The sequence below is a fragment of the Paraclostridium dentum genome, from assembly GCF_048568265.1.
GTDB classification, from domain to species: domain Bacteria; phylum Bacillota; class Clostridia; order Peptostreptococcales; family Peptostreptococcaceae; genus Paraclostridium; species Paraclostridium dentum.
Map to the genome: position 1 here is coordinate 32,361 of NZ_CP183814.1, position 23,481 is coordinate 55,841.

31 protein-coding genes are annotated in these 23,481 nt (G+C 26.0%); 13 read left to right on the plus strand and 18 right to left on the minus strand.

All coding sequences use genetic code 11. The annotated features are described in order from the left end of the window. Positions 1–38 precede the first annotated feature (38 nt). Both ACN6I1_RS15560 and ACN6I1_RS15565 read left to right on the plus strand, forming a co-directional pair. On the plus strand, positions 39–323 hold the full coding sequence (locus tag ACN6I1_RS15560; protein ID WP_419743382.1) for a hypothetical protein: 285 nt from the start codon (positions 39–41) through the stop codon (positions 321–323). Beyond that, complete coding sequence (locus ACN6I1_RS15565; RefSeq protein ID WP_419743383.1) at positions 263–490, plus strand: hypothetical protein; 228 nt, start codon at positions 263–265, stop codon at positions 488–490. Before ACN6I1_RS15560 ends, ACN6I1_RS15565 begins: the two co-directional genes overlap by 61 nt. A 208-nt stretch (positions 491–698) precedes the next feature. On the opposite strand, the gene ACN6I1_RS15570 is transcribed toward ACN6I1_RS15565, so the two are convergent. Further along, positions 699–1,259, minus strand: coding sequence for a hypothetical protein (locus tag ACN6I1_RS15570; protein ID WP_419743384.1), 561 nt, complete (start codon positions 1,257–1,259; stop codon positions 699–701). A gap of 191 nt (positions 1,260–1,450) precedes the next feature. Between ACN6I1_RS15570 and ACN6I1_RS15575 the strand changes: the two genes are divergently transcribed. From ACN6I1_RS15575 to ACN6I1_RS15595, 5 genes are all read left to right on the plus strand, one after another. After that, complete coding sequence (locus tag ACN6I1_RS15575) at positions 1,451–1,654, plus strand: hypothetical protein (RefSeq protein WP_419743385.1); 204 nt, start codon at positions 1,451–1,453, stop codon at positions 1,652–1,654. A 290-nt stretch (positions 1,655–1,944) separates the two neighbouring features. Next, entirely contained in the window at positions 1,945–2,409 is a 465-nt protein-coding gene (locus ACN6I1_RS15580) for a GNAT family N-acetyltransferase (RefSeq protein ID WP_419743386.1), read from the plus strand. Between the two features lie 296 nt (positions 2,410–2,705). Continuing rightward, positions 2,706–3,071 carry a DUF3796 domain-containing protein gene (locus tag ACN6I1_RS15585; RefSeq protein WP_150843539.1) on the plus strand — a complete coding sequence of 122 codons (366 nt, stop codon included), beginning with the start codon at positions 2,706–2,708 and terminating at the stop codon, positions 3,069–3,071. 8 nt (positions 3,072–3,079) lie between these two features. After that, positions 3,080–3,283, plus strand: a complete 204-nt coding sequence (locus ACN6I1_RS15590) for a helix-turn-helix transcriptional regulator (protein ID WP_148551928.1) — start codon at positions 3,080–3,082, stop codon at positions 3,281–3,283. A 201-nt stretch (positions 3,284–3,484) separates the two neighbouring features. Beyond that, positions 3,485–3,703 carry a DUF4177 domain-containing protein gene (locus ACN6I1_RS15595; protein WP_220796570.1) on the plus strand — a complete coding sequence of 73 codons (219 nt, stop codon included), beginning with the start codon at positions 3,485–3,487 and terminating at the stop codon, positions 3,701–3,703. Between the two features lie 115 nt (positions 3,704–3,818). Here the strand turns inward: ACN6I1_RS15595 and ACN6I1_RS15600 are convergent, their stop codons facing one another. Beyond that, positions 3,819–4,397, minus strand: coding sequence for a helix-turn-helix domain-containing protein (locus tag ACN6I1_RS15600; protein ID WP_419743387.1), 579 nt, complete (start codon positions 4,395–4,397; stop codon positions 3,819–3,821). A gap of 687 nt (positions 4,398–5,084) precedes the next feature. Here ACN6I1_RS15600 and ACN6I1_RS15605 point away from each other — a divergent pair. The 4 genes from ACN6I1_RS15605 to ACN6I1_RS15620 all read left to right on the plus strand — a co-directional run bounded on the left by ACN6I1_RS15605 (position 5,085) and on the right by ACN6I1_RS15620 (position 7,710). Continuing rightward, the gene (locus tag ACN6I1_RS15605) at positions 5,085–5,594 is read left to right on the plus strand and encodes a GNAT family N-acetyltransferase (protein ID WP_419743388.1); all 510 of its coding nucleotides are present in this window, start codon (positions 5,085–5,087) and stop codon (positions 5,592–5,594) included. A gap of 180 nt (positions 5,595–5,774) precedes the next feature. After that, on the plus strand, positions 5,775–6,101 hold the full coding sequence (locus ACN6I1_RS15610) for a DUF3784 domain-containing protein (RefSeq protein WP_419743389.1): 327 nt from the start codon (positions 5,775–5,777) through the stop codon (positions 6,099–6,101). A 219-nt stretch (positions 6,102–6,320) separates the two neighbouring features. After that, the gene (locus ACN6I1_RS15615) at positions 6,321–7,067 is read left to right on the plus strand and encodes a type II CAAX prenyl endopeptidase Rce1 family protein (RefSeq protein ID WP_419743390.1); all 747 of its coding nucleotides are present in this window, start codon (positions 6,321–6,323) and stop codon (positions 7,065–7,067) included. 130 nt (positions 7,068–7,197) lie between these two features. Beyond that, entirely contained in the window at positions 7,198–7,710 is a 513-nt protein-coding gene (locus tag ACN6I1_RS15620) for a site-2 protease family protein (RefSeq protein WP_419743391.1), read from the plus strand. A 268-nt stretch (positions 7,711–7,978) separates the two neighbouring features. On the opposite strand, the gene ACN6I1_RS15625 is transcribed toward ACN6I1_RS15620, so the two are convergent. Beyond that, positions 7,979–8,314 carry a hypothetical protein gene (locus tag ACN6I1_RS15625; RefSeq protein WP_170075605.1) on the minus strand — a complete coding sequence of 112 codons (336 nt, stop codon included), beginning with the start codon at positions 8,312–8,314 and terminating at the stop codon, positions 7,979–7,981. 303 nt (positions 8,315–8,617) lie between these two features. On the opposite strand from ACN6I1_RS15625, the gene ACN6I1_RS15630 reads away from it, so the two are divergent. Beyond that, positions 8,618–9,028: a hypothetical protein gene (locus ACN6I1_RS15630; RefSeq protein ID WP_369285226.1), complete on the plus strand. Its 411-nt coding sequence runs from the start codon at positions 8,618–8,620 to the stop codon at positions 9,026–9,028. Beyond that, entirely contained in the window at positions 9,029–9,241 is a 213-nt protein-coding gene (locus ACN6I1_RS15635) for a helix-turn-helix transcriptional regulator (RefSeq protein WP_170075601.1), read from the plus strand. A gap of 130 nt (positions 9,242–9,371) precedes the next feature. Here ACN6I1_RS15635 and ACN6I1_RS15640 read toward each other — a convergent pair whose 3' ends face one another. The 15 genes from ACN6I1_RS15640 to ACN6I1_RS15710 form a co-directional block, all read right to left on the minus strand. Beyond that, on the minus strand, positions 9,372–9,767 hold the full coding sequence (locus ACN6I1_RS15640) for a YxeA family protein (RefSeq protein ID WP_419743392.1): 396 nt from the start codon (positions 9,765–9,767) through the stop codon (positions 9,372–9,374). 10 nt (positions 9,768–9,777) lie between these two features. Next, positions 9,778–10,527, minus strand: coding sequence for a hypothetical protein (locus ACN6I1_RS15645; RefSeq protein ID WP_419743393.1), 750 nt, complete (start codon positions 10,525–10,527; stop codon positions 9,778–9,780). After that, positions 10,521–11,324, minus strand: a complete 804-nt coding sequence (locus tag ACN6I1_RS15650; RefSeq protein ID WP_419743394.1) for an ABC transporter ATP-binding protein — start codon at positions 11,322–11,324, stop codon at positions 10,521–10,523. Before ACN6I1_RS15650 ends, ACN6I1_RS15645 begins: the two co-directional genes overlap by 7 nt. Before the next feature lie 503 nt (positions 11,325–11,827). Continuing rightward, positions 11,828–12,502, minus strand: a complete 675-nt coding sequence (locus tag ACN6I1_RS15655) for an ABC transporter ATP-binding protein (protein WP_419743395.1) — start codon at positions 12,500–12,502, stop codon at positions 11,828–11,830. 11 nt (positions 12,503–12,513) lie between these two features. Next, a complete protein-coding gene (locus ACN6I1_RS15660; RefSeq protein ID WP_419743396.1) occupies positions 12,514–13,038 on the minus strand; it encodes a hypothetical protein in 525 nt (174 codons plus the stop codon). Between the two features lie 25 nt (positions 13,039–13,063). Next, positions 13,064–14,278 (minus strand): ABC transporter permease, encoded by a 1,215-nt coding sequence (locus ACN6I1_RS15665; RefSeq protein WP_419743397.1) that lies wholly within the window; start codon positions 14,276–14,278, stop codon positions 13,064–13,066. Continuing rightward, complete coding sequence (locus ACN6I1_RS15670; protein ID WP_419743398.1) at positions 14,244–15,278, minus strand: efflux RND transporter periplasmic adaptor subunit; 1,035 nt, start codon at positions 15,276–15,278, stop codon at positions 14,244–14,246. Before ACN6I1_RS15670 ends, ACN6I1_RS15665 begins: the two co-directional genes overlap by 35 nt. A 151-nt stretch (positions 15,279–15,429) precedes the next feature. Continuing rightward, entirely contained in the window at positions 15,430–15,915 is a 486-nt protein-coding gene (locus ACN6I1_RS15675; RefSeq protein WP_419743399.1) for a hypothetical protein, read from the minus strand. Between the two features lie 81 nt (positions 15,916–15,996). Beyond that, positions 15,997–17,136: a sensor histidine kinase gene (locus ACN6I1_RS15680; protein ID WP_419743400.1), complete on the minus strand. Its 1,140-nt coding sequence runs from the start codon at positions 17,134–17,136 to the stop codon at positions 15,997–15,999. Next, positions 17,136–17,819 (minus strand): response regulator transcription factor, encoded by a 684-nt coding sequence (locus tag ACN6I1_RS15685; RefSeq protein WP_419743311.1) that lies wholly within the window; start codon positions 17,817–17,819, stop codon positions 17,136–17,138. Before ACN6I1_RS15685 ends, ACN6I1_RS15680 begins: the two co-directional genes overlap by 1 nt. Positions 17,820–18,153: 334 nt before the next feature. Continuing rightward, a complete protein-coding gene (locus tag ACN6I1_RS15690) occupies positions 18,154–19,302 on the minus strand; it encodes a replication initiation protein (RefSeq protein WP_419743312.1) in 1,149 nt (382 codons plus the stop codon). Between the two features lie 401 nt (positions 19,303–19,703). Then, a complete protein-coding gene (locus ACN6I1_RS15695; protein WP_021430947.1) occupies positions 19,704–20,036 on the minus strand; it encodes a hypothetical protein in 333 nt (110 codons plus the stop codon). Between the two features lie 58 nt (positions 20,037–20,094). After that, entirely contained in the window at positions 20,095–21,225 is a 1,131-nt protein-coding gene (locus ACN6I1_RS15700; protein ID WP_142730756.1) for a replication initiation protein, read from the minus strand. Positions 21,226–21,963: 738 nt separating this feature from the next. Beyond that, positions 21,964–22,434 (minus strand): GNAT family N-acetyltransferase, encoded by a 471-nt coding sequence (locus ACN6I1_RS15705; protein ID WP_419743313.1) that lies wholly within the window; start codon positions 22,432–22,434, stop codon positions 21,964–21,966. A 667-nt stretch (positions 22,435–23,101) separates the two neighbouring features. Beyond that, positions 23,102–23,419: a hypothetical protein gene (locus ACN6I1_RS15710; protein WP_419743314.1), complete on the minus strand. Its 318-nt coding sequence runs from the start codon at positions 23,417–23,419 to the stop codon at positions 23,102–23,104. Positions 23,420–23,481: the final 62 nt, after the last annotated feature.

Consider the following 23,481-nt stretch of genomic DNA (forward strand, 5'->3'; position numbering starts at 1 on the left):
ATAAATAGATGTTCATAGTAAATATAGGGGGTGTAATTATGGGTTTCGATATGGAAGCAGTTAGATTTTATTTAGGTTTATTTTTTATAATATATGGAATAGTTTTTGTAGCAATAGAAAAATTTAAAGGGATAACTATTTACGACGCAAAAGATCAGATTAACGGAATAATAAATGGATCTGTGTGCATGTTAGTTGGTGTAGTTGTATTTTCTACAAGTCTTAAAATGGGAATAATAACATCAGTTGTAGTACTACTTATATGGGTAATAGAAAGAGGTATGTTGAACGCATATCTAAATACAAAAGAGCAAAGTATTTAAACCATACTGGTATTTCAACATCTTCAATCAAAGCAAGACACAAAGGAAAAGCTATTATAGATGGTAAAGAGGTTAAAATTACTGCATGGGACAAAGATATACCAAAAGACTCTGAAATAATAATAACTAACTTAATGGGTGCTACTCTCTTAGCTAAAAACAAGTAAATAGTTAATCATTTATATAACTCAGGCAGGTTAGTAGTTATATAAATGATTAATCCAAGTTTTATGTTCATTATATGTTAACATGGTTTATCAATCTCCACTATAAATTAGAAATTGTAATTATGGCTGCAATTAAATTGTCATTCCTTCAAACAAAGGTACAAAATTTTCATCCCCAGGTTAATCATCTTCATATTGCATCAAGTTTTTAAGGATTAGTTATTTGTGTTATCTTCATAAATATAACTAAATCTTTTTCATTTGATCCTAGCTTATAATCACCTTGCATATCTACGCTAGATACTGATTTATCCTCACCAGCAATACTATATATAGCAATAGGTGTGTCTTTATTAAATTTTAATATCTTTTCTACTTCTATTCCCGATAATGCAATCCCCATATCTGAATCTTCAAAGAAATCCAATGTTATGTCTTGATAGTTTGGCTCAATAAAAAGCTTTATATTTTTATCTTCCTGATATACGCTTACTGACACTTTCTTATTTTCAATATCTAAAGTTAAGTTATATAATTTATGATCTTTTACAAATTCACCTTTTTTATATTCCTTAGCATAAAAATCAATCTCATATTTACCTTTGTTTAAATTTTCAATGTCATAATCTAGTCCCATCCCACTAATACTTCTTTCAGAAGAATGATTTCTAATTAACTTAAGTTGATTTTCATTTATATTAATATCACATCCTATCAAAAACATTGAAAATATAACCAAATAACAACTAATCAATATATATTTTCTCATAAGTGCTTCCCCCCTTTAAGGTAATTATATACTGCATCTCTTTATCGTTAACTCTATTTTATTTAAATTACCTATACTAATTTAAATAGTCTTAAAATTTCTTATCCATGATTACAAAAGCATCTGTTTTAATGGACATTTTAATATTTTGAAATTATAATTTATTTAGAAAATATTGGGAGAGTGAGAGTATGGATAAAACTAACCAAATAAAAGAAGAACTTAGCTATATACATAGTTCAATAGATAATTTATCTAATACTATGAATGATATAAATAATACACTTTTAAATAGTAAAGGTGGCCTGGAATATGTATTAATTATAATTATATTATTTTGTATAAATAGCAATATTAAGAAGTTGACACAAGCAATTAGAGAAAATAAAAAGTAAGTTAATTTAATAATTTATGATTATATATAACTGTACTCTAAATAACAATTCTTAAAATTTCACTCTAAGGATTGACTATGTTAGATAAAGTTAATGCCCTTAAAATCTAAATAACTATATTTTAAGGGCATTTTTACTAGGTATCCTTAAATTTGTTTTTAAGAAATAGTATTTTCAAATAATACCCACGAAAACATCTGTTATTGAGAGCACACTTAAATTAAAAGTTCTGATATGATTTAATTAGAAAATGTTTCAAGATGAATTATAAAAATGCTAGGGGGATAATTATGTTTAAGATTATAGAAATACATGATATTGAGGTTAAGTCTAATGTTGCTGATTGCATATTAAGAAAACTTCCTGAGTGGTTTGATATTGAAGAGGCTATAGTTGAATATGTAGAAGGTGTAAAAGATACTAAATTTTATGTAGCTTATGACTTAGAGAAACCTATTGGTTTTATAAGTATAAAGCATAATAATGAGTACACATCAGAAATATATGTTATAGGAGTATTAAAAGAATATCAAGGTAAGCATGTAGGAAAATCATTAGTTGATGTTGCGAATAATACATTAGCCAACATAGGTACTAAATTTCTTCAGGTTAAAACACTAGGACCATCAAATCCAAATAAGTACTATGCAGCTACAAGGAAATTCTATAAAAGCGTTGGTTTTTACCCATTAGAAGAAATAAAAGAACTTTGGGATGAAATAAATATATGTTTAATAATGATAAAAAATATTTAATTAAAAAGTAGTCATAAATTAAAAAAACTTTTCAATAAAACATATGATTTTATGTGCAGTTTTTTATATTAAAACAACAAATCTTAAAATTTCACTTCTAGTTATCTTAAGATAAAGTTAATGCCCTTAAAATCTAAATAACTATATTTTAAGGGCATCTTTACTACAAGTCTTTAACCAAGTTTAGAAATTAATATAAACTAATTTATTTTACATTTTAGGTATCAATTCAAAAATAAATGTGATATATTTGTACTATAAAGATACAAATATATCACATTTAAAGGGGATTTATTATGAAAAAAACAATACACAAACATTCATATTTCCTAGGATTTCTAGGGTTTTTAGGATTTTCAGGGGTAAATAATGACCCTATATTCTTTCTAAACTTTGCTTTCTTTGGTTGTTTTGCTTATTTTTGGTGGTTTAAACTAGGATTAACTGAAGATGAACGATTAATTGCAGATAGATATAAAGCAGGTTCAATTTCTTTTAGGATATGTTTTTCAATAGCATTTTTATTAAGTCTTTTTATTGGTCAATTTTCTTTAGACTTTGAATTGCTTTATAAAATCCAATTAATTATACTATCACTTACTTTTGCAATATCTGTAAATTTATGGGCATATTTAACTTACAAATTTGATTTAGAGGACTAAAAAATATTATGACAAATTATATAAGTAATTTAAAAAAATATCGACAATTAAAAGAACTAACACAGGAAGAGTTGGCTATTAAAGTTAATGTTAGAAGAGAAACCATAGCTCGTTTAGAAAATGCTAAATATAATCCTTCACTTGAACTAGCTGTGAGAATATCTAAGGAATTAGATACCCCAATTGAAAGTCTATTCATTTTTGAACTTTAACAATTGATAGTTACTTACGATAAAGTTAATGACCTTAGAATCTAAAAAACGGAGTCTAAGGTCATTTTTTCTAATTATCTTTAAACAAGTTTTTAAGGATTAGTTATTTACTTTAAATTTTAGTCATACTATAAAAACCAATGTGATATATATGTAATATATAGATATAAATAAGTCACATTAATTAAGGGAGATTTTTGTATGTATGAGTATAAATTTATAGAAGTACCATTAAAGAAAGGTTTTAAAGTTAAATCTGGAGATACTTTTGAAGCATGTAAGTCTATTATTCATGATGAATCTAAAAATGGATGGAGATTAAAGCAAATTGTCATTCCTACAAATGAAAATACAGGATTTTCAGCTCCAGGTGTAGCAGCTCCATATTGCTATCAAATTGTTTTTGAAAAAAAGAAATAAATTAAATAATTCATTTACGTTTTGTAAGTCAATTATAAATACAACTTTATTTTTACATAAAATAAGGATTATAAAATCTTTCTTAAATTTTATAATCCTTTTAAATTATGATATTTTAAAATAATATAATAGCCATAATAAAAGCTACAATTGCAGTAATTAATCCAACACCTAATGCTATTGCCCATGGTTGATATGGTCTTTTACCATACTCAATATATTTCTCATTACCCTCTAGCGTTCTTCCCTCTAAAAATGCGTTTAACTCTTTGTACGTTTTTACATCATTATTCTTTTTATGTCTCTCAACTTTACTCGCATAATACATTGATGCTAACCATATTAAAATAAATATTAAAAATCCCATATTTTTCCCAAAAATCTTCATAAGTGGAACAACTAATATAATATCTGCTATAAGAAGTATAGTAAAAATCTTGCCATCCTTTTCAAATTTAGAAATCTCTTCTTTTTTTATTTCCTTTTTCATTTCTTCAAGGTCTCCTTTAACTAATATATCAAGAGATACATTAAAAAGAGAACTTAATAACAATAAGCTTTTCATATCTGGATAATTTTTATCATTCTCCCAATTTGAAATAGTTTGGCGAGATACAAATATCCTCTCAGCTAATGCCTCTTGTGAAAGCTTTCTATCTGTTCTATATTTCTTTATTTGTTTTCCAATCTCCATCTAATTACCTCCTGTACTATTATCCTATAACCTTAAATTAATTTTAGCTATCAAACGTCTTTGATATTACCTATTTTTAGTATGTAAAAAGCTTTTTACACCTCTCAAAGTGTGTAATTATAAGTATCCTACCAAACTTATAATTATTTTATATCATTTTAGGGACTAGTTACATATTTAGAACAAAATTAATGCTATTAGAATCTATTTGTTTAGATTCTAATAGCATTAACTTTGTTACTCTTAAAATAGTTTTTTAGAAAACAATAAGTACTATTTTCTATCTATACTTTTCATAAAGAGCATGCATTTCTACTAAACCTATTAAAAATAAAAGTATGTTTCTAAAAACTTTAGATATATACAAAACCTCCTAAGTTTAACTCTAATAATTTTGTTGAAAAAATTATTAATATCATAACATAGATTATACCCTTTAATTTGAAAATGAGCTAAAATCGATAAATTAGTAACTGAAATCTAAATTCGTCTAACAAGTCTTAAAATTTCCGTTTAGAACTGAGTTATGTATTTTATATAAATCTAATGCCATTAAAATCTATTTATTTGGATTTTAACGACTTTTTTTACTACTGATCTTTAAACAAGTTTTTAGAAACTAGTTGAAATTTTCAAAATTAAAAACCATTATTAAATTAAATAAATATTCTTAAAAGGGGTGGATATATGTTTAAAAATATAGAATTAAAATCACCGAGCATTATCTATAAAGAAAGTTTTTTAGAAAATATACATAACTATAAAACGAGTGGTGATCTAGAGTATTTTAATATATATAAAAAAGCATTAGATAACTTCGAACAATACGTAGAAAATTTAAATAATAATGCACAAGGAATTGATTTACCAGAAGGTTATGTTCCATGCTCTACTTTTTGGTTAGTAGCTGAAAATAATACAGTATTAGGAGTAATCAGAATTAGACATAAAGAAATACCTTTTGATGGGCATATTGGATACGATATTTCTCAAAAGTATCGAGGTAATGGGTATGGTACTAAAATATTAGAGTTAGCTTTACCTTTTGCAAAACAAATTGGTATTGATAAAGCTATATTAAATTGTGAATCTAGTAATATACGTTCTGAGAAAGTTATAAGAGCTAACAATGGAATTCTCTTTAGGTCTACAGAAAGAAACGGTAAATTTTATAATCAATTTGTAATTGAATTATAAGTATCCTTAAAATTTCCGTTTAGGGACTAAGTTATTATTTCATATAAAGTTAATGCCATTAAAATCCATTTATTTGGATTTTAATGGCATTTTTACTACTAATCTTTAAACAAGTTTTTAAGAACTAGATGCAATTTTAAGTATATACATTTATTATAAAACTAAAGGGAGGTCATTGATTTGTTGTTAGATATAGCATTTACTCTGTCAGGTGCATTATTATTATTATCTAGTGTATTTTTTATTTTTAAAGGCAAGGCATCAGTTTTGATACAAGGATATTCTATTATTTCTAAAAATCACAGAGAATTATATGATGAGCTTAAATTAAGTAAAGATTATGGTTTTATACTTTTTAGATATGGATTAATATTTTTAATTGGAGCACTTGGTTATATTTTTATTTCTGAATTAATTTTATGGTTATGCTTTGTTATTTGGATTATATACTTTGTAAAAACCCTTGTTACTTTTAATTTTGATAACTATAAAATAAACAAGTCTTAAAATTTTAGTTTAGAGACTTGTTATGTATTTTACATAAAGTTAATGCCCTTATAATCCAAATAAATGGATTATAAGGGCATTCTTACTAGACATCCTTAAATGTGTTTTTAGGGAATAATTTAAGTTTATTTTAAAAATACTTTTACTTATATCCTAAAATTTATAAATAACTAAGATACAATAATAATTAATGATGATTTAATTATAGGGGGAAAAACAATGAAACATAAAGGAACTAAAAGTAATAATACTATTAAATTAAAATTACTTCTCATATTCTTTATTGGGGTTTGGTTTACTGCTAGCGTATTAGAAGCAACCTTTGTTTGGTTTATTACAATTAATTTAATAGCAATATACCTGATTATTAAAAATAAATCTACTACATCTAAAGATTTTATTTTCGGTATTATTTTCGGTATTTTGTGTATGCCATCAAGTCCTATAATGGGAATTTCCACTATTATCCCTTTTATTGCATCTATTGGAATCTTCAAGAAAAGTAAAAATACTGTTCATATTTTCGATAATAATAAAAAAAGCATATTAGTATCAGTAATCTTAATATTGGGAGTTGGGATGATACTTGGTGCAATAAATGTATTTTTTGCAATAGGCAGCATACCAATAAATCCAGGTTTTAAAATACAATATGTATTTAATGCTTTACGTGCTGGAATATTTGAAGAAATATTTTTTAGATTATTCTTCTTTGCTATGTGTGTTTATATTACTAATGATTCTAAATTTTCAAAACTTCAAAATCTATTATGTTATTTGATAATGATTCTTCCACATACATTGATACATTTCAATCTTAGTACATTTAATCTTCCAAGTGTTGCAATGTTATCGGTATTATTTGGGTTCCCTTTTGCATTAATGTTAAGAAAATTAAATTTAATATCTGCAATTGGTGCACATTCAATAGTTGATATTATTCGTTTTTGTACTTTTGGTATATAGTTAACTCTATTTAAAAAATAATAAAATCTATTAGTATAACTAGTCCTAAAGTTTTAGTTTAGAGACTAGTTATGTATTTTTAAGGTATAGTAGGCCCGAATTAGAATATACTTATTTTAGGGGTGTAAATATGAGTTTTAGTTTTATAAATTTAATAATTTATCCAGTTGTATATATTTTATCTATGCCTATATTGGGTATACTTCATGAATTAGGACATGCAATCCCAGCTTTAATATTTACCGATGATGTTGTAAGTATTTATATAGGAAATTCTAATTTAAATAAGAAAATAAAGCTTAATAGATTAACGATTTATTTTAATGGATATAAGTCTTTGATGGATGTATCTTATGGATGCGTTAATTGGAAACCAATAAATAATAAATTAAAATCAATTTTAATGATTGCAGGTGGTCCATTAGTATCTTTATTAATTTCTTTGTTATTATTTGTTTTTTTATATAATGTGCATCTACCCTATTTATTAATGAAAATCTTTAACGGAGTGCTTTTATTCAGTATTATTCAGTTTATAATTACAATTTTACCGATTAAGTATAATTACAAACCATACATTGGTTTTACAAGTGATGGGTATAAAATTTTACAATGGCTAAAAATAATAGATTATGATAAATAAAAATAATCACATAATATCAATATATTAATCCCTAAATTTCGGTTTAGGGAATAGTTATATCAAAAATGAGTGTAATTGTTTAAATTACTTAATCCTAATAATTACACTCATTTCTACGTTCTTAAAACTTTATTTTTTAAGTTAGCCTTAAATTAATATTTTTAGATTCTAAAGTTCATTAACTTTATTTATTTAATAATTTATAAGCATTTTTCTAGTTTCTTTTAAACTATTAAGTATGTTACTTAGCTAATTAACATACTTATACTTACTCATCTTTACTTTTTAATAAATAGTTTTTCTTAAAAGCAAAGTGCTTTGTCATTGAAACGGTCCCATGAAATGATATTAAAAATACTAGTAAAAAGGTAGCTTCCCAATCAAGCAGAGTCCCTAAAATAATTATAATAAATAATAAAACACAAGATTTTATACAACTCTTGTATTGAAAATCATAGTAACTACTATCTATTACTTTTAATGAATCCTCCCACAACATACCTTGTGTTATCCAATAAGATACTTGATTTCTTTTATAGCATCTATAATTATAAATCAAGTATATAGGAACAAAAACTGAGCTTACTATAATATACGTACTCATAAATTCCCCTTTCAAATTTAATGAATTTCTTCACGACACATATTTATTTTAGCTTTTCTATAGCATATTCTAAACCATTACTTATATGCTTTCAATAAGCTTTTAGATAACTCTTTTAGCTCATTTAATTGATAATCTATATCCTTCTAATGTATTGGTATATTTAATTTTATAGAATAGTTTATATTATAAGATTAAAAAGTTATATATTTCTAACATTAATACTTGAAAAATATTTTCCCAAGTGATATATTTATAACATATCAAGTTATAAATATATCACTTTTAAAGGGGGACGACTATATGTCTAATAGTCAATTTACTATCAAATCACAACTTACTTTGGATATTTTCACAATGATCTTTATTTTACTAAGTGCAATATTTGATCTTTACTTTAACTCACAATATTCAAATTATGTAACATTAGCATGGGGTGGATGTCTATTGGTTATGTTAGCTTTACAATTAAAATTCAAGGGGATTAATGATGAATTGTCTGAAACTATATTATCAAAAGTAAATAAAATGAGTATGAATTTTATATTTGTATCTGCAGCCTTAATTGGTATGTTTGCTACAACACCTCGTACTTCTTATATTTTTAAATCTGTTAATAGTCTTGGATTAGTAATTATAATAACTTTGCTATTACTTACAATTTTTAGGTTATTATCATATATATACTATGATAGAAAGGGACTTTATAATTAAATGCCTATTTTAAAAACAAATATTAAAGAGTATAGAGAAAAAGCTCTTATTAAACAAAATGAATTAGCTAAATTAGTTGGAGTAAGACGTGAGACTATAGTTCATTTAGAGAATGGTCGATATAATCCATCTCTTAAGTTAGCTATGGATATCGCAAAAGTCTTTAATACTTCAGTTGAAAGTTTATTCGAATTTGTTGATGAAGAAGAATAAGTAAACTTAAATAAAAAAGGAATTGTATAACAATTTGTTATACAATTCCTTTTTAAATTTGTAATTCAGTTTCTTATATAATTCGTTTAACAATTTATATTCAAATAATTGAAATCACTGTATTTGCCTTTTATTTTCTAGTTCCTTCTTTTTCTATCTTTTCTAAAGCTTTTGCAGGTACATCCTCTTTATTAACTGTACTTTCCCCAAGAGAAATTGTTTTACTAGCACTTATCTTAATGTAAGCCCCTGGTGCATAATAATCTTTTGCAGTCCCACTTTTAGCAAAATTAAAATCCCTTTTATTTCCTTCTTTATCATATCCAATTAAATTATACTCTTTTCCTTTTGCTTGTTTTTTACCTTCACTATCTACTAACCAAGAATCTTTATTTACTTCATCTGTTGGTACTTGTGTATAATAAGTTTCTGATGCCACATATCTATTGTTATAATATCCTTTTGCCCAAAGTGCTCCACCTACAATTATTGCTACGGCGATTAAAATTCCTAATGTTTTTTTCATATTCTACCTCCTAAAATTCAAGTTCTTTCTTTCTAAATATCATCATTGAAACTATTACTGGTATTACCATGTATAGTATAATTTCTATTATTGAAGTTATGTTAAAACTTCCTTTTGTTATATAGTTTAGCTTTTCTATAGCTAGCAACGTTGTAAACATGTGTTCATTTAAATTCCCTACTAAATCTACTACAAACTGTTGAGAAAGTATAAGATTTAATATCATCCCTACTGTTCCTGATCCTAACAATACAAATGATATTGTTCCATACATTGCATTTTGATAATGATAAACTAATATTGTAGATATACCTACATATACAATAATCTTTAGTATTCCTGTTGCTGCTCCAAGAGTCAGTTCTAAAAACTGTTCGTGCGTAAGAGTAAGTCCTAAAATCTTTGGTACAGCTATTACAATTACACCTAACAATACACCTGAAATCACTGATAATATTACCGTTTCTATTGCTTTTGTTAATATAATTTTATTTCTATCAATACCATACCCTATAGCTATTTGCATTGCTTTACTTTTAAAATCATCTGAATATATTGATAAAAATATTGGTATTCCTACTACTAAAGGATATAATCCTAAAAACATATCTGTTTTTGAAAGGTATCCTCCTCCATCTAAATTTGGAGTATATATTATAAATACCATCGTAAGGAATAACCCTAAAAAAGTTGCTACCGTGTATATTAAAGATTTTTTACGGCTCATTCTATTTAAATCTGCTATTAAATAATTTAACATTTCTTCGCCCCCTCTACTAATTCAAAGTAGTAATCTTCTAACGTCTTTGTAGATGATTTTTCTTGTAAAATTTCTATTTTGTTTTCCTTTAAAATTTTCTTTGTTCTCTCAATATCACTTACCTTAATCTCTATAGTATCTGATTCACTTTCTAAATTGTTTTTATCTATTTCTTTAAGTATTTTTCCTTCGTGAACAATCCCAAATCTATTTGCAGTATGTTCTAATTCTCCAAGAATATGAGAAGATACTATTATTGTCATTTTATACTCTTCATTTAACTTCTTTATTAAGTTTCTAATATCTGCTATCCCCTGTGGATCTAATCCATTTGTAGGTTCGTCTAATATTAGTATTTCTGGGTTACCAAGTATCGCATTTGCTATTCCTAATCTTTGCTTCATTCCCATAGAAAAGTTTTTATATTTTGCTTTTGTTTCATGTAAGTTTACTATTTTTAATACTCTATCAATTTCTCCTTTATCCTTGATTCCTTTTAATTGTCTATAATAGTTTAGGTTCTCTCTAGCATCTAAATAATCAAAGAAGTTTTTCCCTATAAAAAAACCTATTTTTTTCCTATTTGCAAGCAATTCATTTTTATCTTTACTCCCTTTTATTGATAATTCTCCACTACTAAATTCTGATAATCCTAATATAACTTTAAAAATTGTTGTTTTACCTGCTCCATTTTTTCCTACAAGCCCATAGATTTCACCACTATTTACACTTAAACTTAAGTCTTTAGTGACATGAAATTTGCCATAATATTTATTAATATTTTTTAACTTTATCATATTCTCTCCTTTTCTTTATCCGTGCTTTATTTAACTCTATTTTATACATCCATTCTTAACTAAAAATAAATCCAACCTTAAATAAACCTTACTTTTTTTAATTTATATAAAAATCAGTAAAAGTTCCGATGCAAACCCTAAGAAACTTCTTTTATTAGCGCCTCTAAATAAAAATAAGGCAAGTTATATCTTATATAACTTGCCTTACTGTTTTTATCTATATAGTTTTAATTAGCATTCCTAACTTTTTCTAATCAAATCTTTCAACACTACCTTTGTATATAAATTCTGTGTTTAAGTCTAAATATATATTATCTTATTGTAAATATTATTATATATGATAGGTAATTAATTAGTAAATCTCCTTGTAACTTTATCATACTATTTTTAATAAATTACATTTTACGAAAATATAATTTATTTATGAACTCTAAAAATTTTTAATTATTTACTAAGATAGTATAGTTTATTTAGATTCATCTTTCAAATACTTTACTTGTTATTTAAGATTTTAAAATTTTACCATCTACTATAGTTATAATTCTATCTCCAAAATTTGCAACATCCTTATCATGTGTAATCATTATAATAGTATTTCCTTGATTTTTTAACTCCTGAAACAAATCTAAAACTTCTGAACTAGTTTTAGAATCAAGCGCACCTGTTGGTTCGTCAGCTAAAAGTATTGCAGGATTTGAAACTAATGCCCTAGCAACAGCAACTCTTTGCTGTTGACCTCCTGAAAGTTCATTTGGCTTATGTTTTACCCTATCTTCTAATCCTACCATCTTTAACTTATCCTTTGCTTTTTCAAAAGCAACATCACGACTAACTCCTCTAATCAAAAGAGGCATCATTACATTTTGTATAACGCTATATTTAGGTATTAAGTGATACTTTTGAAATATAAATCCTATTTTTTCATTTCTAACTAAAGCTAAATCATCATCTCTTAAATGTTCTATACTATTACCATCTAAATTATAACTTCCTTCATCTAGGCTATCCATACATCCTATAATATTCATAAGTGTTGATTTACCTGATCCTGAAGGCCCTAAAACAGATACAAACTCTCCCTGTTCAACCTTAAAATTAATATCTTTTAAAACATGTAGTCTCTCATTACCAATACTATAGGATTTGTTTACATTTACCATATCTATTATATAACTCATATGAAAATCTCCTATGAAATCACATCTACTGATAACACAGTAGGATTTTCTGACTTATTATCATCTACTGCTATCTTTAAATATGTTCCTTCTTTTATAGTATTAATACCCTCTCCACTTCTTCCTGATAATATATTTATATCTACACCTGTTGGAATTAAAATAGTTTTAACATCTCCTGTAAACTCTAGATCTACTAAAGGCTCATTTTTTTCAATATCTCCAACAGACACCTTTTTCCCTTCATCACCACTCATTGCCTTAGTAGTCATAGCTGCTGGGATTTCATCTTTCTTTTCTTTATCTTTATCATCTTGATCCTTATCTACAGCTTTTATTTCTTTTCCTGGGTCTTTTGCTAGTTCAAACTCTACCTCATTTCCTACTATATTCTTTACTTTTCCATATATAAATTTATCTACCTTTTGTTCGCTCTTTGCTTTATCCTTTGAATCTGTTTCTTGCTTATTGGGACTACAAGCGCTCACTCCCAATGCTAATGCTATAACTATACTTAATATTAATGGCTTTTTCATACAAATATCTCCTTTTATTTTAAATTTATTCATAACTTAGTGCTTCTACAGGCTTTAACTGTGATGCTTTATATGCTGGATATATTCCAAATAAAGTTCCTGTTATAATTGCAAATAACAAAGCTATTATCTTACCATCTAAAGTAAATAAAACTGGAACTCCTAAATATTTTGTTAAAGGCATTAATAAATAACTTAGGATAATACCACAAACTCCACCAAGGGTACTTATTAACACCGATTCCAATAAAAACTGTAATAAAATATCTTTACTCGAACTTCCTAAAGCTTTTAATATACCTATTTCTTTTGTTCTTTCATTTACAGCTACAAACAATACATTCATAATTCCAATACCTCCAACTATAAAAACTATAGTTGCTACAGACATTAAAAGCACATTCATAGTCCTTGCTGATGCAAGTGCTGCTTCTATTTTATTTCCTGCATCCTCTACCTTAAAATCATCAGCACCTTCATCAAAGATATAATCTAGAGAATTATAGATATCCTTTATTCCATTTTCAACTTTATTTAAATCATCAACTAAAGCAATTCCTTGAGGCGGATAACTTTTTTTATCATAAACATACTTATAAGCACTAGAGTATGGTATGAAAATGCTTTGATCTGGTCTTATACCCTGCATTCCATCACCTTTTCTATGTAAAACACCTATAACTTTATATGTTTTTCCATTTATTTTTATAGACTCTCCAACAGCACTTTGAGCATCTGTAAAATATTGTTGTGCTAAACTTTCTCCAATTACACAAACCTTATCTTTTCCCTCTTGATTTTCTTTTGTCAAATTCTCTCCAAATTGTATTTTTATATTGTTTATCTCATTAAACTCATCAGTAATTCCAACTACAGGCTCAACACTATCCTTTCCTTTAATACGTACACTAGTAGAACTTGATACATTCAATCCAACTTTACTAATATTAGGTGAGTCATCCATTATACTTTGCATCTTTTCTTCATCTAAAGGCTCAATATTTTTTATATCTAAATCTGGGTTTTCAAAGTTAGGATTTATATATATGCTTCCTGCACTTAACCCTTCAAATTGCTTTTTTACTTCTGCCTCTCCACCTTTTCCAATAGCTATTACCATTATAATCGTTACTGTTCCTACTATAATTCCAAGGGATGTAAGAATAACCTTAAATTTATTTTCAATTAAGTTTATAAAAATAATATTAATTAGCTCCTGAATTTTCAATATCCCCCACATTCCTTTCCTCTATTACAACTTGATTTTCTTTTAACCCTTCTAAAATTTGAGTGACTTTACCATCAGAAAATCCTGTTTTAACCTCTACTTCTTTTATTTCATCGCCATCTTTCACCTTAACTATTTGCTTTTTATCCTTGTTAACTATAGCTTTACTTGGTATTTGTAATACATTTTCTTTATTTTTTATAATAAAATCAACTTCTGCTGTCATACCTTGATAAAGTTCTATATCCTTACTATCTAATTCTACCTTTACCTTGTAGTCTACATCCTCATTTTTCCCAGAACTTGTGTAACTCTTTTCTTTAACAACTCCATCAACTTCAATATCAGGATAGGTTTCAAAAGTTACCTTAACAGGCTGTTCCTCTCTTACTTTTACAATATCTGTTTGAGGTAATAAAACTTCTAAATACATTTTATTTTCATTACCTATTACCATAATTTGATTAGCCGGAGTAATAGTTGTTCCTACCTCCCCTTTTATATCTAAAACAACTCCACTACTGTCTGCATAAATATATAGTTTATTTAAATCTGATTTTAAATTTTCAATTTTTTTATTTATCTTATTTATCTCTCCTTGAGCAGAATTTATTTGAGAGTCAATAGATGTGTCTTCTGGTGCATTTTCCTTTTGAGATTTCAACTGGTTTAACTCATCTGATTTACTACTTTGTTCTATTTTCAATTCTTCTATTTTAGTATTAATATCTGCATTTGAAAGTTTAGCTAGTTTATCACCTTTTTTAACCTTATCACCTTTGTTTACATAAACTTTTTCAAGTGTACCACCAATTTGAAATTTATAATCAGTCTCCTCTAACTTTGCTTCCCCTTCTCCATCTATAGAAACCCTTATATCATCAATTAAAGCTATATGTTCTTTTGTTTTTGTTGTAGGTTCTTTCTTTTTGGATTTAACCATTAACAAACTAGCTCCTCCAACTACACAAACAACTACTGTCAATGCTATCCATTTCTTTTTTATACCCATACTTTTCCTCCACTTTCCACTGCATTTTTATAGTTTAACTATACTAAATGAGGTATAAAATTTCTGTTAAGAAATTTTTATTTTTAAAAATTTTTAATAAAAAAGCATTTTACTTGGTAACTTGTTATTTACCTTGTAAAATGCTTTTTTGCTAATTTATCTTGTCTATACTTAGTATCTTTCCTTTTTGAATATCTATATCATTTTTTTCTACTGGTTCATAAATTCCTATTCTTATATACACATCTTTTTTTATTTCCTCAAACCTCATATTACTGTCTGCACCTATTAAATCTATAGTATCTTTTTTACCATTTTCTTTTAATAAGTTAATGTCTACACTTAAATTCTTATTATATCCTCTATCACTATAGCCTTTTGGAGTATTTAAATAAGCTATATCTATCTTAGTATCATTTACATTAATAATTTTAGCAAACTCATACTTTGTATTTTTATTTATACTTTCTATTACTTTTTTATTGATATCTTCCATCTCTTCATCTGTAAGGAACTTCTCTTCCTTAGGAGTATTATTATTTTTAATATTTCTAACTTTACTTAATCCAGAACTCATAAAAACAATACTTGCAATACTTATAATTCCTATCCCTAAAATTAAAATTTTTTTATTCATATTTATGTACCTTTCCTTTTTTAAAATTTTCTATTTATACTTATTTTAATAAAAGGCATATAAAATTCTTGTTAAGAAAATTTAATTTAAAGGAATTTTAACTATAAATTCACTTCCTTTTTCACAGCTTAAAACTTCAATACTTCCACCATGTTTACTTATTATATTTTTAACTATAGAAAGCCCTAATCCTGAACCACCCACTTTTCTAGACCTAGACTTATCTACTCTGAAAAATGGCTTAAATATATTTTCATAATCTTCTTCTTTTATTCCTATCCCACTATCTTTTATAGTTATATTTACAAAATCACAATCTTTACTTAAATCAATTTTTACATATCCATTTTCATAGTTATACTTAATACTGTTTTCTATTAAATTATAAATAGCTCTATATAAAAGATCTTCACTTCCATAAAGATTTATACTCTCATTTTCATCTATATAATTATTTAAATCTATTGTTATATTTTTTTCAAAAGCTATGTATTTAAGGTCGTTAATAATAGATTTTATAAGATTATTTAAATTTATTTCATCTTTAAATTCTATACTATCCATATTACAGATACTAAGTAGTTCCTCAACTACTTTTGATAATCTATTATTATTTTTTTCTATAATTTCTAAGAGATTTTCATAATCATCTTTAGTATGTTCTTTTCTTTTTTTAAACACATCTATTTTCATTTTTATAACTGCTAAAGGTGTTCTAAGTTCATGTGCTACGTTCATAGAAAACTCCTTTTGGCTCTCAAATGCATCATCTATCCTAGACAGCATTTTATTAAAAGACTTTGTCAAATCTTTTATTTCATCTTCCGGACCATCCTCTTTTATTTTTTTAGATAAATTATGTTCATTTATGTCTTTTATATCTTCATTTAATCTTTTTACACTCTCTAATGACTTACTTGTAGCCAAATAGGTTATTACACATCCTAGCCCAATTACTAAAAACATATATAAAGTACTTTTAGTTATTAATTTTTCTTTTTCTATCGTGAAAGCACTAGTTGCATTTTGAGCTGGAATACTATCTTTATTTTCTATATTATTTTTTTCAATATTTATAGGTGTATTAGTTGATGGTATATTTTCTAGTGAATCTATAGTCCTTGCTGCTGAAAAATAGGTGCTTACCGTTAATAAAACACTGCAAATTATAAGGACTATAGTATTTATAAAAGTTACTTTAAGTCTAAGAGATAATTTCATTAAACTTCCTCCCTAGAATCTTCTATAATATATCCAACACCCACTATATTTTTTATTATATCCTCATCTAATTTAACTCTTAATTTTTTTCTAAGAGAATTAATATGAACCCTAACAGAGTTGCTAAACATATCTACACTATTGTCCCATACATGTTCTATAAGCTCTTCTTGGCTTATAGTCTTATTTATATTTTTCATTAAATACTCTAAAATTGAAAACTCTTTTTTAGTTAGCTTTATCTCGCTATTATCTATATAAGTTTTTCTTGATTTTGTATTTATCTTTAAATTCTTAAAATTAAGTTCCTCATCCTCTTGTATAAACTTTATCCTAAGTAAGCATCTAATTCTAGCCTCTAACTCATCAAAGTGAAAAGGCTTAATCAAATAATCATTAGCCCCTAAATCCAGACCTTTTACCCTATCCTCAATACTTGATCGTGCTGTTAGTATCAATATTTTTGTCAACTTATCCTTACTTCTTATATTTTTTAATATGTCTAGTCCATCTATGTTTGGTAAATTTAAATCAAGTATTATTAAATCGTAATCATTTGCAATAGAAAGTTCTAACCCCTCAAGTCCATCATCACTTGTATCAACTGCATAACCATCAATTCTTAATCCTTCTGCTATTGCTTCTAATAAATCTATTTCATCTTCTACAATTAGTATTCTCATATATTCTCCCTCACATTTATTAAACTACCCTACATTTTGCCTAAATTTTTTGGTAAGTAAACTTTGGTTACATTTTCGAAAATATTATAGTAATCTCTATTCTACCCTCACAATAGTTATAAATATAATTCTTTGTACTAAAAAATAAATTGTATAACAAATTGTTATACAATTTATTCTTTTATTTGATAAATAATTTGTTTTACAATTTCTATCTAAATAGCTTAAATTACTACATTATATACTTTTTATTCTTATAAATTTATACTGTTATTTTTATAGTTTCTACGCCATATATTTTTATTAATTTAAGTAGTTATGATACTCAAACTGACTACCAAAACATATCCATTTCTCTCTTATGATCTAGGTCTTCTTTTTCTTCTAATTTATATTCAACAATCTTATTATCCAAAGTTCCTTTGAAAAATTTATATGAAGTTGCTTTAATAGTTTCAACATCATCTTTATCAAGTGTTATCATAACTGCGTCTTCAAATGCCTTTTCCATATATTTATTCTTAAAGTCAATATCTTTAAAGTCCATTTTAACTCTTCTTAAAGTACCTTTAGTAAATATACTTTCATCGGGAATAAACATCTCCAACTTATTGTCTTTTATATCAGATATAATTTCTGGCTCAATAATTACCTTATCATTTAAAATGATTTCTTCTTTATTTTCACAATCATTTTCATCACAAGTAATTGCAACTTCTTCTAACTCTATACCAGGAATTTCTTTTATAATTTCATCCTTTGTAAAGTACTTACGCTTGTCTAAATCCTTAATGTAAAAATCAATAGAATCAACTTTTCGTCCTACTTTATTTTCTTTTATGTCTATTTCAAAATATCCAGTCTCATTAAGCTCTTTTATAGCTGGAAGTATTACTCTTCTCTTAAAATCATTGTATTTACTATATTTATCCTCTAGCATTAATAGCTCTTTAATTTCATCCAATTTATAGTTTATAGTATCTTTTGTACCACTCCAAAGTCGCAATAAATCATAAAATCGTTGAGCGTAAGAATTATTTAGAGATAGCCAAATCTGCACATTAACAGGTGTATATCCCATTTTTAAGTATTCTTTTAATAAGTTATGTATTTTCTCTGAGGCTTCAATATTGAATATCCCTAATTCGTCGTCATACTCATATCCATTTATAAATCCATATGCACCCCATAAATTTCCTTTTTTGTTTTTCTTTTCTTCTTTGAAGTATATAGGTTTCTTTCTTAGATCTTCTAATACTTCTAAAATCCCTTTAACTGTGTTTTTTTGCTTAAACTTAATTATGTCTTTAAATTCAGAGTGACTAATTGAGCAAGTTAATACTCCATCTGATTTTTTTTGAAGTTTATACAACATAGATAAAAATACTCTATTTTCAATTAAACTTAAACTATACCTAGCTTTCACCAGCATATTGTTTTTCATCAATATACGATTACTTTCTAATTCTTCTATCAGATTCACGTTTACTCTCCCCCTTTTAAACTAATTATAGTTATAGAGTAACAAATGGCTTTAACTGCGTCAACATTTTTAATTATGTCGTTTTTATACTCCCTAATAAGTCGTAGTTACTCCCTGATTTGTCGTAGTTACTCCCTAATAAGTCGTAGTTATGTCCCTGATTTGTCGCTTTAAATCCCTAATACGTCGTAATAAATCCCTAATTTGTCGCTTTTAAACTTCTTATCCTTAGTGTTTTCAATGGGTTGAGCTATGTCTAAATACTATTAAATACTATTAAATACTTTTATAAATACTAAGTAAAGACTAGTAAAGGTCATTTTTGTGTTCTAATCTGTCCTATTAAAAATAAATCCCTGGTTTGTCGCAAAAAAAAGAAGGGTAATCCCTCCTTTTATAATTTATTTAGATTCATCTTTTAAAGCTCTTACTTCTTCTATAGTTAATCCTGTTTTTTGAGCTATTATTTCTATCGATAATATATCTAATAAACTCTTAGCTATTTCGATAGCCTTTTTTTTCTCTCCAGCTTTTATACCTTCTTCTTTTCCTTCTTCAATAAGACTCTTTCCTAATTCAGTCACTCTAAGTTCCTCCTTTACCTTTTCTAAATCTTTACCACTTAAAAATTTATTAGCAAAAGCATATAAAATAGATTCCATATCTCTTTTATATGGGCTAGTTATTTCTTTACTTAACTTTATAGCCTTTAATATCTTTTCACCTTTATCCATTTTTCCACCCATAACTGGTGTAAATGTAAGCTTTATAATATCTTATTCATTGAAATACCTACCAAAACATATCCATTTCTTTCTTATGATCTAGTTCTTTTTGTTCTTCTAATTTATATTCATCAATCTTATTGTCCAAAGTTCCTTTGAAAAATTTGTATGAAGTTGCTTTGATAGCATCAACATCATCTTTATCAAGAGTTATCATAACTGCATCATCGAAAGCTCTTTCCATATATTCATTCTTAAAATCAATATCTTTAAAATCTTTCTTAAAACTTCTTAAAGTACCCTTAGTAAATACACTTTCATCTGGAATAAAAATCTCTAGTTTATTAACCTCTATATTAGATATAATTTCTGGTTCGATAGTTACATTATCATTTAAAGTTATTTCTTCTTTGTTTTTGCAATCAGTTTTATTGCAAGTAATTGCAATTTCTTCACGTTCAATATCAGGAATTTCTTTTATCATTCCATCCTTTGTGAAGTATTTTCTCTTATCCAAATCTTTAACATAAAAGTCAATAGATTCAATATTTCTACCTTTTTTATTTTCATCATAACTTATTTCAAAATATCCAGTAGAGTTAAGTTCATTGATTGCAGGAATTATAACTCTTTTTCTTAGTTCTGAGTACTTAGGATACTTATTTTCTAAAATTAATAACTCTCTAAGCTCACTAACTTTATAATTAATGCTATTTTTTGAACTACTCCATAACCTAAGTAATTCATAAAATCTTTGAGCATATGAGTTTTTCAAAGTTAACCATATATTTAAATTTACAGGAGTATATCCTTCTTTTAAGTATTCATGTAGTAATGTATAAATGCGTTCGGACGCCTCTATTCTAAAGCTATCCGTTTTACTAAAATAGTCCCAACCATTTATAAAACCATAAGAACTCCATACATATGCTCCATCATCTAGTAGAGTTTTTATATTTATTTCTTTTTTTCTTAAACTAGTTAACATATTTTTTAAACCTCTTGTTGAAGAATCAGTTCTACCTTTTATAAATTTTACTAATTCTTCTCTTGATATTTCACAACTTAAAACTCCCTTACTTTCTCTTTGCAACTTATATAAAATATATATAAATAATCGATTTTCATTCAATGTTATATTGTATCTTGATTTGACTAAATCATTATGTTTCATTAGAATTTCTTGTTTTTCTTCCATACCATCACTCTCCAATCTAAATATATCATAAGGATTTTAAGTAGACAAGTTTTTAAAGTTGTCTACTTAAAACTGTACGGATTTGTCTACCTATCGTATCAATTTGTCTACTTTGGGTACTAATTTGTCCACCTAACAGTACGGATTTGTCTACTTTAAGTACTAATTTGTCTACCTTAACTCGATATATCCAAGTTATATCAAAGCATTCATAAGCTCTAAATACTTTAAATGCTTTAAATACTTTTTATAAATACAGTAAAGACTAGTAAAGGTCGTTTTTCTGTTCTAATCTGTCCTATTGAAAAAGTAACTCCCTAATTTGTCGCCTTTAAAAAATATATATGTTTAGGTAGTAAGTTTGTGGTTTTTATTAAGTTGCTTTATTCTCAATTTAATTTATGACTCTCATATTTCATATTTTAATAAAACAAGTACCTAATTTGTCGCTTTTAAAATTAACATCGATTGAACTACTACGTATACGAATCACTTTATGTTGTTCAAATTTTATATCTGAAACGTCTACTCAATAATATTTAAAAGTTACAGTTGTAATTTTTTACTGTTGTTTCAGCAAAAAATACGATTAAAAAGTAGATATATACAAAATAATTAAAAATTACGTTTAAAAGGCGATTATTTTGTATAAGCTAACTAGATTATGTATTTTAGATAAAATGCCCTTAGAATCCAAATAAATGGATTTTAAGGGCATTTCTGCATAAGTATTCCATCTTATTTTTTTATATACTCCATAATGAAAAATTCACCGGTACCCAGATAAGTTTCTTGATCTTTTCTATCAATCACTTTAAAACCTTGAGATTCATAGCATCTAATAGCCCTTTTATTCCAACTTCGAACTTCTAATATAATTGGTTTACTAGGATATCTTCTTTTACATTCAGCTAAAGCCATACTAACTATTTGTTTGCCTATTCCAATCCCACAATATTCTGGCTTAACACCTATACCAAAGAATACAGATTCTCCCTCATCTAGTAAATTTACAAATCCAACAAGATTATTCTTACTGTCTGCATATCCAATGAAATTTTCTCTTTTCTCTTTTTTACATAATGATATTTGTTTTTTAATAATCTCATCCAATGAAGGCAAATTGTATATACTATAATCCCCTTCGTATTTCCATGTAGTTATTTCTTTAGCTAATTCTTCAGTAAACTTAACTGGATTTAAATTCATAGAAATCCCTCTAATGTAATTTTCAATAAATTGTATACTACCAATTAGCAAAAATCCATATTGGATATGAATTTTAAAACTTAATAGCATCTCTCAAAAATGTAAGAAATGTTTAAGCTTAGTGTCAGGCTATTTTAAGATGAACCAGGTATAATGAGTTTATCAAATAAAACAGATCAAGAGGAGGAGTTACACATGACAATATTATTAGGAAGTTTAATCATAGCTCCATTTATATTAGCTGTAGGGGCTGCATTAGTAAGTAGTGAGTTAGAAGTTGCAAATCAACAATAAATTTTGTATTGAAAGAACTATAGAAAAACATATTTAATTAGAGTTTTAAAATAATTAATTTTTATATAGATAAATATTTTGTTAACTAGCTATATAACAATATTTAAAGTTAAATTAGTATGTGAAAATCAATAAAATTCAATTTTAATAAAGAGTTTGTTAACTAGCTAATTAACATAGTGTATATAAAAAGAGCTCCATAATCTAAAAATAGATTAAAGAGCTCTTTTTATTACTATTTTGTTAAAAATCTAAAATTTTATTTAGGTTATAATAATACATTTAAATTAAAAAAAAATCAAATTGATTATTTTTTTAGTAAGAGTAATGTTCATAAGCATAAAAAAAGACACATATTTTTATGTGTCTAATATCAAATCCTAAATAATTGTTTTTTAAAACTTTCAAATTCTGTTTTGATTTTATTTAAATCTATATTGTCTCCGACATCTTCTATAAAATTTAAATCTAAAAGTAAATTTATATTATTATCTAAAACCTCTCTTGTCCATCCTTTAGGCTCCATAAGCTCATATATGCATTTTGTATCTATACCATCTTCAAAATTTGAAATAAGGGCATATAAAAGCCTGCTATCGACATCCAGTATGTTTACCAAACTATCATGCACCATCACAATATTGTTAATGTTTTTATAGATTAAATCTATTCTTATATTTTTAACTATCATATAATCACCCTTTTTTTTATATTAATACCTAAAAAATTAACTTTAATTCATAAACTTTCTTA